Here is a 12,607-nt window from a genome sequence, read left to right as displayed (position 1 = left end):
GGCGGCGGAGAGTTGTAGGAGTTGCCCGCGCATCTGAAAAATAAAAATTAGCCTACTAACGGAGTAGCATGGCCAGTCCAGACAAAACACCTTCAGCCTCATGGGTTGATGTGCCCGGGATCATTGACGCTGTTACAAATCTTTATAACGCCGTAGCTGCTAAATCGCCCCTTGTAGCCGATACTGTCGTGATATTGGCTGCACTTCTCCCGTTCTATATTGCTTACATATGGAGCATCGGATTGAAGGGAAAGGAGAAAAAAGCTGATACGAAGGTCAAAGTGGGAAGGAAGGCTACAAAAAAGCTAGGGAAAGGCCAATCAGGAGGTAAAAAACCATGAGTCAACTGCTGTTACCACTGCTAGGGGCTAGCATAATTGTTGCCTACTGGGTTGTGTGCAGACGCAGGTCTCTTGTTTATCGCGAGCGCGCTGCAGACCTGCTTGTCGATTATTTCGGGAAGCATGGCATCACAGACGCAGAGAAGGATTCCGCTGAACGATTTTACCTAAACGCTCGCTTCTGGCTGTTCCTACCGGTAATGACCGTTTTGGCCTTCCCGGTAATCTTGGTAAGCGTTTTGGCAAAACACCCCACGGCCGTCGTCAGCAAGGAGCGGATGGCGATTACTGACGCAACCATGAAGATGTATTTGACCAGAAACCCCTTGACTGGCACCGTTTGTCTTTTGGTGTTTTCGGTTACTGCGTTGCTGGCAATGTTTGTCGGACTGCTAATAAACCGAGTCAGATTTATTCCAAGTCCGGCGGCGATCTACATGACGACCTCCAAGGTGTATCCGCATTTCAAGCGTCACGCGCACTGAAGTCAGGGCGCCCTGATCTAAAGCCCGGCCCAGCGCCGGGCTTCTTGTATTTAGCCCTACCGATCTGAATCTTGAGCCCGCCTAGTGCGGGCTTTTTCACGCCCCTCACATTATTATTACCAATAGGTATTGACTTGAATTATTACCGTGCGGTAACTTTAATCCATCGCCGGATAACAACCGGCCAGATGGAAGGCAGCGATGAACCGGCCTCAACGGTTCAGAGGGTTGGCAACTGACCCGGGTGTGCAGCGTAAAACACCAAGACGAGTTATCCAGCGGGAGAACAAGCCGAAAGGCCCGCGGCTGGAGAGACATTTGATTCAAGCCGGTGACCGACGCCAGTAGCGGGTCACGGCGGAAAGCATCACTGAGCAGCCTTCTCGCGAGGGCTGCTTGGGATGATTACCGAGGGAGAGCTATGAAATTGACCGCTGCACAGAAACAACTCTGGGTTCCGCTGGCGACTTTTGTCGTCTCGGCAGGCCTTTACGCTTATCTGCTCGGAAGTATTTGGGCGCTTTTTGCGGTGCCCTCATTGGCGCTTTCGGCGGGCATTTTCGGGTTTTACAACTTTGAGCGATTGACCAAACGCTTTCGCGACTGGATGGGTAGAGACGATTGACGGACCTTTTCACTGATGCACCTGGTGACGGGTGCAGCGGGAAAACAACCGGGAGTCACAACGATGGAAGCAACAATCGTTAACGGCGCATGGAAGGGTCATCTCGGCCATGGTCTTGCGCCGCGAGAACTTCAGTATTTGCTGTCCGCTGCCCAGGGCAAGACGGCAAAGGAAATAGCCAGGCTGCACGGCGTGGCGGCCTGCACCGTGGCCAAACGCCTTTCCTGCGCAATGTTCAAGCTCGGCGTGAACCGCCAGACCGCGATGGTGGCCGAGGCCATGCGCCGGCAGATCATCTCGCCGATGTGCTTTGTCTTGGCCAGCCTGATCGCCATGCACACGATGATCGGCGACGACGCGATGCGCCGGGATCGCCGAACGCCGGAGCGCCGTACCGCCCAGGTGCGAATGGTGCGCCAGGCTGAACGACCAACCCTCACCGCATAACCGACAGCATCACTTCTGCACCTTGGCGACAGGGTGCAGCGGGATGTAACCCAACCCAGAGGAATCACCCATGTTCGGCAGAATATTTGGCAAGAAATCCGGCGAAGCGCGTCAGGCCCTGGCCGTGATGACCAATCGCGACCTGATGCAGGCTTCGGTCTACGGCGTGTTCTACGTCGCTTCGGCTGATGGCGATATCGAGAAGGAAGAGCTGGAGAAGATCGAGAAGCTGATCAACAACTCTGCCGCCCTGAAGGGTTTCGGCGCAGAGCTGAGCAACACCATCGACCGCGCCAAGGCCGACTTCAACGACGGCGGCCCGCGCATCATCCGTCAGAACGCCGAAAAGGAACTGAAGGACTTGGCTCACAGCGTTGACGACGCGGCCACAGTCCTGAACTTCATGCTCACCGTGGCCGAGGCTGACGGCGAGATCGAGCCAGCCGAGATGGTGGTGCTGGAGAAGGCAGCCAAGATCATGAACCTCAACCTGAAAGACTACCTGTAACCATGCTGGGCAGGCTCAGCAGCAAGGCCCGCACCCTGGCGGCCTATGGGCTCGCCGGCGGTGTTGTCTTCGTCGACTCGGCAAGCCGCATTCTCTCAATGGTTGGTGACCTGGTACTGGTCGCTCTGCTGCTGGTGGTGCTGATGGCCGGCAAGGGGAATTATCGTGAAGAAAAATAGCAATTCAAGCACCAGCGGCGGCATCGGAATTCTTGGTCTGCTCGGAGTTTTGTTCGTAGGCCTAAAGCTCACGGGTTACATCGACTGGTCGTGGTGGTACGTGACCATGCCGTTCTGGGGAGGATTGGCCGTTGCCCTGGCAGTAATCGTTCTGATCTTGATTGGATGGCTGCTAACTCGGCTGTTGAGCACCAAGCGCTAGGCATCACCTCTGCCCATTCGCTGAGTGGGCTTTGGGATGCGGACGAAATCGCGGCCTATAACCGCCCACCTGCATGCAACAAGCCTTAGAGAACGGTGGCCACTGCCAACCCAGTGAGCGAACAAAGAGGGATACAGCCATGAAATAACCAGGATGAGTTGACACCCCTGCGTGACATAGGGAGGTCTATGTAACGCAACGAAAAGCCCAGTCCCTACTGGGCTTTTTTTCATCTCGCGTTTACCCGTCAGCACCCTCCCCTGGCCCACCGGCACCCGCCAGGCGGTCAGGGTGCTGACGAGTACACGCAACCCACTGAGGTATCCACCATGCACGCATCAATTCAACAGCGCGTAGACGGGGTTGCGGCCCTGCACGTGCGTTCCCGCATCGCCACCGCCGAGTTCTACGCCCTGATCGGCAGGGAGGCGCCTGTGCAGAAGATTCGCTTTCAGATCCGCAACGCCGGCAAGGCATACCACATCGTGGAGATCGCCACCGGCAAGGTAAAGGGCTTCCGCTGGACCTGGAAGAAGGCAAACAACTTCGCCCAGGAGCTGGAATCGCGTGCAGATGGCGTGAAAGTAACGCTTTCAGGCGGTGCGCAGTGATCGGCGTACCGATGGCCAACCCGAAAGACGCAGTGATCGCGGATCTGCATCGCCAGATGGACGCATTCTTCGGCGCCGGCAACAAGGCGGAGCAGATTGCCAGCGGCGTCAGCGGTGAGGCTGGAGGCCCGATCAAAAGCACCCGCAGCATCAAACTGAAGGCTGCCCGCGACAAGGATGCGCCCAGGCTGAAGGAGCTGGCTGAGGCAGGCCTGACTGCTATCGAGGCCGCCAAAGAGTTCGGCACCGACAGCAAGCGGGCCAGGCTGATCGCTCAGGAAAACGGCTTCAAGTTCGCCGACAGCCTGTGAAACGCATCAACAACCAGGTGCGGCAACGCCGGCGGCAGGCATGGCTGGATTTGCCTGCACATCAAACCGAAGAGGTAGGCCATGGCCGAGGAAGAGCAACAGCCGACGGCGGAAGCCTTGAAGCAGCGACGCAAGCGCGAGAAGGCAGCAGCGAAGGACGCTGCATTGGGCGTCGAGAAATTTACGATTGAGGTGGCCGGAATCTTCAAGGCCGACCTCAAGCGGCTGATGAAGCAGCACGGCTTCAACAACCAGCAGGAGGTTTACCAGACCCTGCTGCGCAACGTGATCGCCGCGAACTTCGAAACGGCGGCGCAGATGCTTAAGTGTGTCACGACACCTTTTGTTGTTACTGAAAAGGTGTCACGCCTCATCCGGGAGGCAGGGTTGAGGTCGCTCGCCGATGACCCGCCGGAACCTGACGACGAAATCGAAAGACCAGCATAACCCACCCTACTCGCTGCATCCGGTAACCGGAGGGCGGCGCCTACCTGAGGTAAACGCAATGCCCGTACTTCACAGCGCAATCCACAAGATCGACAAGAAGCCAGACGGCACCCCGGCCGTTCTGTTCCTTGGCGGCGCCGAGCAAGTCGAAAGCCAGGCCCGCGATGATCTGATGCACCAGTTCAACGAAAGCTACAACGCCACCGCCGGTAAGGGTTGGGGGTTCTTCCATGCTGAATCGGGGGCCTTCCCACTCAGCGGCTGGCTCGGCAAGTACCTGGCTGGAGTCGGTGACTTCCTCAAGTTCAGCACCATCGCTGTCGAGCACCTGGTCAGGCTGATGGAAGAGTCGAACCTCACCACCGGCGGGCACGCCCTCTTCTGCCACTACCAGCAAGGTCTGACCGAATACTTGGTCATCGCCCTGGTACAGGAGACCGAAGCGGTGACCATGACCGAGGAACTCAGCCTGCTGACGGTGAAGCGCCTGGACTTGGACCACATCCGCCTGGCTGCACGCATCAACCTCAGCGAATGGAAGAGCAGCCCGCAGTCGAAGCAGTACATCTCCTATATCAAGGGCAAGCAGGGTCGCAGGATCAATGAGTACTTCCGCGACTTCATCGGCTGCCAGGAAGGGATCGACGGCCCAAGCGAAACCCGGACCTTGCTCAAGGCGTTCAGCGACTTTGTTGAAAGCGAGGATCTGCCAGAAGAGTCGGCACGCGAGAAGACACACACGTTGGTCAGCTACTCCATGGCCCAGGCCAAATTGGGCGAGCCCATTACCCTGGGTGAGCTTTCGGAGTTGATCGACGAGGGCCGCCCGAAGAACTTCTACGACTTCATCAAGGCGAAGGACTACGGACTTTCCGAGACCCTGCCGCCGGATAAGAAGACCCTCAACAAATTCCGGCGGTTCACCGGTCGGGCTGAGGGTATGTCGATCAGCTTCGAAGCACACCTGCTGGGCGACAAGATCGAGTTCGACGAAGCCGGCGGCACGCTGACGCTGCGCGGGCTGCCGACCCAGCTTACTGAGCAGCTCAAGCGCGCGTCGTCCTGAAACCACACGTAGCGCCGCGCTCTCGTGGAGGCGGCGCCCGCCAGAGAAATACGGTCAGCGGATCATTACTTGTACTTCGTAGCCTTTACCGGTTGGCCAATCTTCGCGAACCACCTCGACAACGCCCTTGCCGACCTTCGCAGAGCCATGCTCTCCCCGCTTTATTAGAGCTATGACAGGTTCGGGCAATGGGGCTCCAAGCGCTCGCTGAGACAATTTACTGGCGGCTGCAAGTAGGGCTTTCGTTGCGGGCCCGGATTGAGACGGCTGGTTATAGTTGAGCACCAGCTTCATCTCCATCACGTACTGGCTAACCCCGGTGACGTAGAAAGCCAGGTTATTTGCCAGGCCGGTCGCCGAACCGATTTCCTTGTAGTCACTGGCACAGCCAGAAGAACCATCTCCGTAATCGTCTACCCATTTGCGCCCCTTCAGACCTACATCAGCAAGCAATGAGCATGCTTTTGGTGTCGGTTCAAGAATTTCAGCAAAGGATGACGAGGCGAACACTGCAGCCGCAAGAAACAAAAGCGTTTTTTTCAAGATCAACCCCTTTTTCGGCTCCATGCCGGTCACCCGTAATACCCCATATCAACGAATCACGCCAGCCGGCGAGGATCCCCTATGTCCGCACAACAGAAGAAACACCCCTTCGACTTCAAAACCCAATACGGACTCGGCTTCAACCCTCAGGACGATGAGATCGTTGTCGACTTCTTCTGTGGTGGTGGCGGCGCCGGTACCGGCCTGGAGATTGGCCTGGGTCGCGCGGTGAACGTGGCGAAAAACCACAGCCCGCAGGCGATCAGCATGCATACCGTTAACCACCCCGGCGCCCAGCACTTCACAACCGACGTTTTCGAGGGTGACCCTGACACGGAGTGCGGCGGCAAGGCCGTGGGCTGGTTCCACATGTCCCCGGACTGCACGCACCACAGCCAGGCGGCCGGCGGTCAACCGCGCAAACGCGAGATCCGCAACCTGTCGTGGATCGGCCTCAAGTGGGGAGGCAAGAAGCGGCCCAGGGTGATCAGCCTGGAGAACGTGAAACAGATTTTGCAATGGGGCCGGTTGATCGCCAAGCGCGACAAGGCCACCGGGCGCGTGGTGACGCTGGACCAGGTACCGCACCCATCCAAGAAGGGAAAGACCACCAACCGTGTGGCAGCGCCGGGTGAGCAAGTCCCGGTGTCGAATCAGTTCCTTGTGCCTGACCCAAAGCAACGCGGCCGCACCTGGCGCCGCTTTGTAGCCCTGCTGGAAGGCATGGGGTACGTCGTAGAGTGGAAGGTGATCAGGGCGTGCGACTTCGGCGCCCCGACCAGCCGGGAGCGCCTGTTTATGATCGCTCGGTGCGACGGCCAACCGATTGTGTGGCCTGAGCCAACTCACGCAAAGATCCCGGCCAAAGGCCAGCAGAAGTGGAAGACCGCCGCTGACTGCATCGACTTCAGCGACCTGGGCAAAAGCATCTTCGGGCGCAAGAAAGACCTTGCTGACGCCACGCTGCGCCGCGTCGCCAAGGGCATGAAGAAGTTTGTCATCGACAGCCCGGCGCCGTTCATTGTGCCGATTGCGAACTGGTCAGGTGAGTCGGTGCAGTCCGCCGGCGAGCCGCTGCGCACGATCACATCCTATCCCAAGGGCGGTGCCTTCTCGGTTGTCAGTCCGGTGATTGCACCCGCAACGCACCAGGGCAGCGACCGGATCAACGACCCGCTCGACCCCCTGCCCACGGTGACATGCGCCAATCGCGGCGAGCTGACACTGATCAGCCCAGTAATGGTTGGTGCTGGTGGGCCGGTGTATGCCGGTCACCCAGTAGCAGCAGACCAACCGGTCGGCACGATTATGACTCGCAGCCACCGCGCGTTGGCATCAGCCTGCATCGTCCAGGCCGGGCACGGCGAAGGCTCGGGCGCAAATAAACGCCGCTCCCACGGGGTGAACGATATCTGCGGCCCGGTGGGCACCGTCACTGCCAGCGGCGGCGGCCAGTCCGTCAGCACCGCGGTAATGATCCAGGCCAACGGCGGATTCAACACCGTGCACGCCAAAGATATCCGCGACCCAATGACCACGGTGACCAACACCGGCAGCCAGCAGCAACTGGCGACGGCGCACCTTGTGCATATGCGCGGCAATTGTGATGCACGGGACGCTAACGACCCGCTGCACACAATCAGCGCCGGCGGCCAGCACCACGGGTTGGTCAGCGCATTCATGGAGCGGGCATTCGGCGGCAGTATTGGCCAGGGCCTGGAAGAACCGGCACCGACCATTACAGCAGGCGGTGGCGGCAAGAGCTCCCTGGTATCGCTCACCCTGTCGCCTGAGCATGAAGCTGGTGCGTTGCGCGTTGCAGCCTTCCTGATCAGCTACTACGGCACCGAGAACGTCAGCGCTTGCGATGCGCCGGCTCCCACGATCACCACCAAGGATCGCCTGGCACTCGTCACGGTGATGGTCCAGGGCACGCCATACGTGATCGTCGATATCTGCCTGCGGATGCTCAAGCCGGCTGAGCTGTACAAGGCCCAGGGGTTCCCAGCCGACTACATCATCACCCACGGCGCCGACGGCAAGCCCTTCACCATCACCCAGCAGGTGCATATGTGCGGCAACAGCGTCAGCCCGCCGCCAATGGCTGCCCTGGCGCGGGCCAATGACCCGTGGAGAATCGCCGAGCGTCAGGCGGCTGCGGCTTAAACGCGCTCAGCAATCAGCTTGGCCCCGACCTCACGCCCAGCAACCTGAGCCAGGCCACGGTCAACATAGGTTCGGTCACCCGCAACAACCGGCACCACCACCTCACCACCGCGCTTTATCTCGACGTTGATTCGCCAGGTCTCCCGGCCTTCCTCGTCCTTGTCGCACTCCATGTAGTTCCAAACCTGAAAGCCTTCGATCTCATCGTAAATATCGTGCTTGGTCATGGTCCAGCCCATTTAGAGGAAGGGGCCATCGTAGCACCACACCGCCCGGGCATGGCCCGGCAAGGACTCCCCATGCCTACAGTAAACAAAACCATCGGCCAGCAGCGCCTGGACCGGATCATCGCTGCGAATGAATTCCTCAGGGTGATCGCCAACTGCGGCCGGTGCTTCTTTCGTAACAAGGGCGCTGGGCACGATGCATACCTCGCTCTCAATGGCCGCCGCAACATCGTCTGGCTGTTCGATGACTACACCGGGGCCCGCATCAACGTTACGAGAGAAGGCCCGTGGGATGGCTTCTCGCACGGCGGCACACTGAAGAGCCTGGCCGGGTCTATCGGTGCGTTCGTACTCACTGGCAAGACGATGCGATACGGGTATTTCCAACCCGTGATGGATAACGGTTTCGAGAATCCGTGGGGCTATGGCGACGACATATTGATTGTTCGCGATGAAGGCGTGCGCCTTGGCTTGATCCGCAAGCCGGAAGAGCAAAAGGAGGCCGCATGAAGCGCATCTACCTCAGCGGCCCCATGACCGGCCTGCCCGGCCTCAACTTCGCCGCCTTCCACTCCATGACCACCAACCTGCGCGCCGGCGGACACACCGTCACCAACCCCGCCGAACTGAACCCAGACGGCGGCACCTGGAACGACTGCATGCGCCGCGACATTGCAGCCCTGATGGACTGCGACACCGTGGCCACCCTGCCCGGCTGGCAAGAATCGAAAGGCGCCCAGCTCGAAGTCCTGATTGCCCAGCACCTCGGCATGACGGTTGTGAATGCCCATGATCTGGTAACGAGGGAGGCTGTATGAGCCGATTCTGTTTTTGTAACTGCCCTGCTGGCTTCTCCGCTGCCCCTGAGCGACATGCCCCAGACTGCCCTGGTCGATCCGGCGCAGGCAAGACACGGACTCCAGTGCCAGCCACCACTCCGGCGCTGAAGGTGACCGCCGCCGAAGAACTGGACGCAGTGCTGCACTGGCGTGGCAAGCACTCGATCGCGGTCAGGGAGCGTGATGGCCTTCAGTTAAGCCTGAACACGGCAGATCAAACCATTGATGATCTCAGCGCAGCTGTTTCCCGGCGCACGAAGCGGGTTCGAGATCTGGAAGCGCAGCTGGCCTACGCCGTGGACGCCCTCAATGAGGTGGTCAAGGCCTCAGCTATGTACGAAAGGCCATTTGAAATTGCGACCTTGGCTATCGGTGAAATGTCTGCCGTCATAGAACAGCCCGCGCCGGTAGCGGTGAATAGTCAGGCGATGACCGAACTGCGCTGGATCTTCGATTCGAACAAAGGCGCTGACGGAACCTTGGTGATCAGCAAGAAACTCGCCGCACAAATCCTCAACCCCTCTCTGTAACCCCTCCCCCTTCAAAGTCAGCCGCTATAGCGGCAAGGACGAAGTCATGCCTGAAATAAAGGAACGCCCCATCCTGTTCTCGGCGCCGATGGTGCGCGCCATTCTGGAAGGCCGGAAGACGGTCACGCGGCGGGCAATCAAGGTTCAGCCGCATATCGATGCCAGCGGCAATTTCTGCGTAGGCCGCTCCAACTACGGCCAGGACGGTTACGGCAAACCTGTGACCAAGCACTTCGTCAACGGCTGCTGCCCCTATGGCAAGACCGGCGACCGGCTATGGGTGCGCGAGACCTTCGCCTTGCTCGGCAACGAGGACGGCTGCTGTATCGACTGGCAGGACAACTTGGTCAAAGGCGACGAGCGGGGAGCGGCACGGATCTACCGGGCAAGCTGTCCACCGGGCGACTACGGGCTTAATCAGATCCCAGCGAAAGCGGAATGGAAGCCAGATACTGAAGCCATGGAGTATGACGGCGCATGGCGCCCCAGCATCCACATGCCACGCTGGGCCAGCCGCATCCTGCTGGAGATCACCGGCGTGCGCGTCGAGCGGGTGCAGGAAGGCGAAGGCGAGACAGCCTTCGAAAGCCGCTACGTCGCCGAAGGCATCAACCGAATCCACCAGGGTGACGGTGATTACGCTTTCCACCCATTCAAATCTGAACCGGGCCCAGGCAACTGGACTGACCCTTTCGACGCCTGGCGCGAACTGTGGGTGTCGATCAACGGCGCCGAGTCGTGGAATGCCAACCCGTGGGTATGGGTGGTCGAGTTCAAGCGGGTGACGCCATGATCGCCCCCCTCTGGTTCGCCTACGTCTTCATCTACAAGGGGCCGAGGCCATGAGTACGACCGCAGTGAAAACGCAAGATCTGACCGGTGCGGCTCTGGATTGGGCTATGGCGATTGCTGTGCATGGCAAGGTGTATCGCTACCCAGATGGCGGCCTGTGCCCACCCGAAGGCACCGTCTCTCTCAATGAGGACGACAACAGCCTGTGGACGAACATCGGCGGATTTCATCATGGCGACCGGTGGTCACCGTCAACCGACTGGGGTCAGGCCGGGCCTTTGATCGAAAGAATCAAGATCGGGTTCGGTCCGGTCCGACGCGCGGGATGGGTGGCACACCCGCATCGTCCAAACGCGCCTACCGAATGGCTTGAGGCTGAAGAACCGCTGGTTGCGATCTGTCGCGCCATCGTCGCTGACAAGCTTGGCATGGTCGTGACGGTTCCAGCCGAACTCATCCAGTAATAGCCCCCCCCTACATGCCTGCCGGTGAGCGGCGGGCAGCGAATCACGCAAAAGAGTTCACCCAGCCATCTGAGGCCACTCAGCGTTTGCTTTGAAACATCTGGCTGGGCGAACAACAGAAGACTAGCTGCCTTTGATGGCCGCGTCCCTATCCACTTTCTGAACAATTCACCCTCACCTTCTGCCGCCCAGCGCGGCAAGGACACCCCATGTACGCAACGAAACTCACCCTGCTCATGACGGCCATCGTGTTGTACGTGGCGGGGTCCACCTTCTGGTTTTTCTGGCAGGTGCCGGAGCTGCTCTCCACCGGTACCGAGCAGACCCTGGTCGCAGCATTCGCCGGCACCGTCGCCTGGATGCTGCTCACCTTCGGTTTCATCATCCACATCATCAAGACAGCGCGGCCTACAGCGGGCGGCGGGAGGTAGGCATGGCAGCAGCCGAACAGCTGGACGAACCGCTCAGGTCGGACAAGATCCCGGAAAAGGAATTCGCCTTACTCGTCGGCACCACGAAACGCGCTCTCGAAGGGAAGCGTCAGCGGGGAGTTATCCCCAGGGGTGTTTGGAATGAGTATGACGGGAAGATTTACTATAGCTTTTGGAGATATGAGAAATGGCTAGAAAGCCAATGGGAATGCCCGCCGGCGTTGAGCTTGCCGGACAGTCCGTCCGGATTCGCTTCACCTGGAAGTTTCGTCGCTGCGAAACCCTCCCCTATCCCCAAACGCCAAAGGGCATTAAAGCGGCCGCAGATCTTCGCGCTACAGTAACCAGCCTGATTAAGCACGGCGTGATGGACGAGCAGCGTTACGCCGAGCTGTTCCCAAACTCGACATACTCCACTTATTCAGCCACTCCACTGTTCGGGGAGTATGCCCAGGCGTGGCTAAATGGGCGGGAAGTGGTAACCGGAACCCGAAAAAACTACCGAATTTCGCTGAACCTCTACTGGATGCCCCACCTGGCGCTGATCCCCATGGATCAAATCACGTCGCCGATGCTCAGAAAGATCGTGAGCGAAACAGAATGGAAGTCGCCAACCGTCAAGCGGTCGGCAATTCAGCGGCTTACCACACTGCTTGAGACGGCCGTGAAGGATGAGCTGCTCACGCGCAACCCCGCAAACTCAATTGAACTGCCGACGAAGGCAAAAAAGGCTGTGGATCCTTTTACGGTAGAGGAAGCAGATCGGGTTATTGGGCACCTGTATCAGGTGCTGACCGGTTCAATGCGGGTGTACGCAGCCTACTTTGAGTTTGCGTTTTACACCGGCATTCGGCCTGGTGAGATAGCGGCGTTGCGCTGGGGTGAGGTAGATAAAGAGGCCAGAGTGGCCAATATCTGCAGAATTGTTGCTGACTACAAGATCGAAGAGCGGACCAAGACCCGGGAATCGCGCCGGGTGATGCTCAACAGTCGAGCCCTGAATGCTATAGAGGAAGCGGAGAAAGTCGCCGCACTGCGAGCCAAGCAGAGCCGCCGGCAGCACAAGCAATCGCCGTATGTGTTCCCGCCGACCAGGAACTTTGAGTACATCCAGCAGGCCAGCGTGACCGACAAACACTTCCAGGCGGCTCTGGTAGAATTGAAGATCCGAAGCCGTCGGCAATACAACTGTCGGCACACGTACGCTACTATGTGCCTAATGGCAGGCATGAACCTCGGGTTCATAGCAAATCAGCTTGGTCACAGCGTGCAAATGCTGCTGTCCACTTACGCCCGATGGATAAACTCCAGCGAAGATTGGAGCGAGCTCGGGAAGCTTGAACAAAGCCTGAATGGTACAAAATTGGTACAGGCAGAAACCGTACCGCTCTGA

At 59.0% G+C, this 12,607-nt stretch carries 21 protein-coding genes; 19 read left to right on the top strand and 2 right to left on the bottom strand.

Annotation, left to right across the window (positions count from 1 at the left end; all coding sequences use genetic code 11):
- Positions 1-68 precede the first annotated feature (68 nt).
- From PSH80_RS08420 to yejK, 11 genes are all read left to right on the top strand, one after another.
- Entirely contained in the window at positions 69-341 is a 273-nt protein-coding gene (locus tag PSH80_RS08420; protein ID WP_305419825.1) for a hypothetical protein, read from the top strand.
- Positions 338-826: a hypothetical protein gene (locus tag PSH80_RS08415; RefSeq protein WP_305419824.1), complete on the top strand. Its 489-nt coding sequence runs from the start codon at positions 338-340 to the stop codon at positions 824-826. The genes PSH80_RS08420 and PSH80_RS08415 overlap by 4 nt, the downstream gene beginning before the upstream one ends.
- 421 nt (positions 827-1,247) lie before the next feature.
- The gene (locus PSH80_RS08410) at positions 1,248-1,451 is read left to right on the top strand and encodes a hypothetical protein (protein ID WP_305419822.1); all 204 of its coding nucleotides are present in this window, start codon (positions 1,248-1,250) and stop codon (positions 1,449-1,451) included.
- Positions 1,452-1,514: 63 nt separating this feature from the next.
- Positions 1,515-1,898, top strand: coding sequence for a response regulator transcription factor (locus PSH80_RS08405; RefSeq protein WP_305419820.1), 384 nt, complete (start codon positions 1,515-1,517; stop codon positions 1,896-1,898).
- Positions 1,899-1,968: 70 nt separating this feature from the next.
- Positions 1,969-2,406, top strand: coding sequence for a tellurite resistance TerB family protein (locus tag PSH80_RS08400; protein WP_169877863.1), 438 nt, complete (start codon positions 1,969-1,971; stop codon positions 2,404-2,406).
- 2 nt (positions 2,407-2,408) lie between these two features.
- The gene (locus tag PSH80_RS08395) at positions 2,409-2,585 is read left to right on the top strand and encodes a hypothetical protein (protein ID WP_305419816.1); all 177 of its coding nucleotides are present in this window, start codon (positions 2,409-2,411) and stop codon (positions 2,583-2,585) included.
- Positions 2,572-2,787 carry a hypothetical protein gene (locus PSH80_RS08390; RefSeq protein WP_305419814.1) on the top strand — a complete coding sequence of 72 codons (216 nt, stop codon included), beginning with the start codon at positions 2,572-2,574 and terminating at the stop codon, positions 2,785-2,787. Before PSH80_RS08395 ends, PSH80_RS08390 begins: the two co-directional genes overlap by 14 nt.
- A gap of 329 nt (positions 2,788-3,116) precedes the next feature.
- Positions 3,117-3,398, top strand: a complete 282-nt coding sequence (locus PSH80_RS08385; protein WP_305419812.1) for a hypothetical protein — start codon at positions 3,117-3,119, stop codon at positions 3,396-3,398.
- Positions 3,395-3,709: a hypothetical protein gene (locus PSH80_RS08380; protein WP_305419810.1), complete on the top strand. Its 315-nt coding sequence runs from the start codon at positions 3,395-3,397 to the stop codon at positions 3,707-3,709. The genes PSH80_RS08385 and PSH80_RS08380 overlap by 4 nt, the downstream gene beginning before the upstream one ends.
- Before the next feature lie 81 nt (positions 3,710-3,790).
- Positions 3,791-4,156 (top strand): hypothetical protein, encoded by a 366-nt coding sequence (locus tag PSH80_RS08375; protein ID WP_305419808.1) that lies wholly within the window; start codon positions 3,791-3,793, stop codon positions 4,154-4,156.
- 58 nt (positions 4,157-4,214) lie between these two features.
- A complete protein-coding gene (yejK, locus tag PSH80_RS08370) occupies positions 4,215-5,222 on the top strand; it encodes a nucleoid-associated protein YejK (protein WP_305419806.1) in 1,008 nt (335 codons plus the stop codon).
- A 54-nt stretch (positions 5,223-5,276) separates the two neighbouring features.
- Here the strand turns inward: yejK and PSH80_RS08365 are convergent, their stop codons facing one another.
- Positions 5,277-5,789 carry a hypothetical protein gene (locus PSH80_RS08365; protein WP_305419804.1) on the bottom strand — a complete coding sequence of 171 codons (513 nt, stop codon included), beginning with the start codon at positions 5,787-5,789 and terminating at the stop codon, positions 5,277-5,279.
- 57 nt (positions 5,790-5,846) lie between these two features.
- Between PSH80_RS08365 and PSH80_RS08360 the strand changes: the two genes are divergently transcribed.
- Positions 5,847-7,931 carry a DNA cytosine methyltransferase gene (locus tag PSH80_RS08360; protein ID WP_305419802.1) on the top strand — a complete coding sequence of 695 codons (2,085 nt, stop codon included), beginning with the start codon at positions 5,847-5,849 and terminating at the stop codon, positions 7,929-7,931.
- Here the strand turns inward: PSH80_RS08360 and PSH80_RS08355 are convergent.
- On the bottom strand, positions 7,928-8,158 hold the full coding sequence (locus PSH80_RS08355) for a hypothetical protein (protein ID WP_305419801.1): 231 nt from the start codon (positions 8,156-8,158) through the stop codon (positions 7,928-7,930). The genes PSH80_RS08360 and PSH80_RS08355 overlap by 4 nt on opposite strands.
- Before the next feature lie 72 nt (positions 8,159-8,230).
- Here PSH80_RS08355 and PSH80_RS08350 point away from each other — a divergent pair, with 72 nt between their 5' ends.
- The 7 genes from PSH80_RS08350 to PSH80_RS08320 all read left to right on the top strand — a co-directional run bounded on the left by PSH80_RS08350 (position 8,231) and on the right by PSH80_RS08320 (position 12,607).
- Positions 8,231-8,668, top strand: coding sequence for a hypothetical protein (locus PSH80_RS08350; protein WP_305417596.1), 438 nt, complete (start codon positions 8,231-8,233; stop codon positions 8,666-8,668).
- Complete coding sequence (locus tag PSH80_RS08345) at positions 8,665-8,976, top strand: DUF4406 domain-containing protein (protein ID WP_154906925.1); 312 nt, start codon at positions 8,665-8,667, stop codon at positions 8,974-8,976. The genes PSH80_RS08350 and PSH80_RS08345 overlap by 4 nt, the downstream gene beginning before the upstream one ends.
- Positions 8,977-9,107: 131 nt before the next feature.
- A complete protein-coding gene (locus tag PSH80_RS08340; protein WP_305417598.1) occupies positions 9,108-9,527 on the top strand; it encodes a hypothetical protein in 420 nt (139 codons plus the stop codon).
- A gap of 46 nt (positions 9,528-9,573) precedes the next feature.
- Positions 9,574-10,320, top strand: a complete 747-nt coding sequence (locus PSH80_RS08335; protein ID WP_305419799.1) for a morphogenetic protein — start codon at positions 9,574-9,576, stop codon at positions 10,318-10,320.
- 49 nt (positions 10,321-10,369) lie between these two features.
- Positions 10,370-10,783: a phage protein NinX family protein gene (locus PSH80_RS08330; protein ID WP_133714895.1), complete on the top strand. Its 414-nt coding sequence runs from the start codon at positions 10,370-10,372 to the stop codon at positions 10,781-10,783.
- A gap of 209 nt (positions 10,784-10,992) precedes the next feature.
- A complete protein-coding gene (locus tag PSH80_RS08325) occupies positions 10,993-11,214 on the top strand; it encodes a hypothetical protein (protein ID WP_305419796.1) in 222 nt (73 codons plus the stop codon).
- A gap of 187 nt (positions 11,215-11,401) precedes the next feature.
- On the top strand, positions 11,402-12,607 hold the full coding sequence (locus PSH80_RS08320) for a tyrosine-type recombinase/integrase (protein ID WP_305419795.1): 1,206 nt from the start codon (positions 11,402-11,404) through the stop codon (positions 12,605-12,607).

This window comes from Pseudomonas sp. FP818 (genome assembly GCF_030687335.1).
GTDB classification, from domain to species: Bacteria; Pseudomonadota; Gammaproteobacteria; order Pseudomonadales; family Pseudomonadaceae; genus Aquipseudomonas; species Aquipseudomonas shahriarae.
This window is presented reverse-complemented; position numbering and strand designations above follow the sequence as displayed.

Bases quoted from the DNA above. Each gene is read 5' to 3' on its own strand.
- PSH80_RS08420 (WP_305419825.1), top strand. From the start codon at position 69: ATGGCCAGTCCAGACAAAACACCTTCAGCCTCATGGGTTGATGTGCCC.
- PSH80_RS08415 (WP_305419824.1), top strand. From the start codon at position 338: ATGAGTCAACTGCTGTTACCACTGCTAGGGGCTAGCATAATTGTTGCC.
- PSH80_RS08410 (WP_305419822.1), top strand. From the start codon at position 1,248: ATGAAATTGACCGCTGCACAGAAACAACTCTGGGTTCCGCTGGCGACT.
- PSH80_RS08405 (WP_305419820.1), top strand. From the start codon at position 1,515: ATGGAAGCAACAATCGTTAACGGCGCATGGAAGGGTCATCTCGGCCAT.
- PSH80_RS08400 (WP_169877863.1), top strand. From the start codon at position 1,969: ATGTTCGGCAGAATATTTGGCAAGAAATCCGGCGAAGCGCGTCAGGCC.
- PSH80_RS08395 (WP_305419816.1), top strand. From the start codon at position 2,409: ATGCTGGGCAGGCTCAGCAGCAAGGCCCGCACCCTGGCGGCCTATGGG.
- PSH80_RS08385 (WP_305419812.1), top strand. From the start codon at position 3,117: ATGCACGCATCAATTCAACAGCGCGTAGACGGGGTTGCGGCCCTGCAC.
- PSH80_RS08375 (WP_305419808.1), top strand. From the start codon at position 3,791: ATGGCCGAGGAAGAGCAACAGCCGACGGCGGAAGCCTTGAAGCAGCGA.
- yejK (WP_305419806.1), top strand. From the start codon at position 4,215: ATGCCCGTACTTCACAGCGCAATCCACAAGATCGACAAGAAGCCAGAC.
- PSH80_RS08365 (WP_305419804.1), bottom strand. From the start codon at position 5,789: ATGGAGCCGAAAAAGGGGTTGATCTTGAAAAAAACGCTTTTGTTTCTT.
- PSH80_RS08360 (WP_305419802.1), top strand. From the start codon at position 5,847: ATGTCCGCACAACAGAAGAAACACCCCTTCGACTTCAAAACCCAATAC.
- PSH80_RS08355 (WP_305419801.1), bottom strand. From the start codon at position 8,158: ATGACCAAGCACGATATTTACGATGAGATCGAAGGCTTTCAGGTTTGG.
- PSH80_RS08350 (WP_305417596.1), top strand. From the start codon at position 8,231: ATGCCTACAGTAAACAAAACCATCGGCCAGCAGCGCCTGGACCGGATC.
- PSH80_RS08345 (WP_154906925.1), top strand. From the start codon at position 8,665: ATGAAGCGCATCTACCTCAGCGGCCCCATGACCGGCCTGCCCGGCCTC.
- PSH80_RS08335 (WP_305419799.1), top strand. From the start codon at position 9,574: ATGCCTGAAATAAAGGAACGCCCCATCCTGTTCTCGGCGCCGATGGTG.
- PSH80_RS08330 (WP_133714895.1), top strand. From the start codon at position 10,370: ATGAGTACGACCGCAGTGAAAACGCAAGATCTGACCGGTGCGGCTCTG.
- PSH80_RS08325 (WP_305419796.1), top strand. From the start codon at position 10,993: ATGTACGCAACGAAACTCACCCTGCTCATGACGGCCATCGTGTTGTAC.
- PSH80_RS08320 (WP_305419795.1), top strand. From the start codon at position 11,402: ATGGCTAGAAAGCCAATGGGAATGCCCGCCGGCGTTGAGCTTGCCGGA.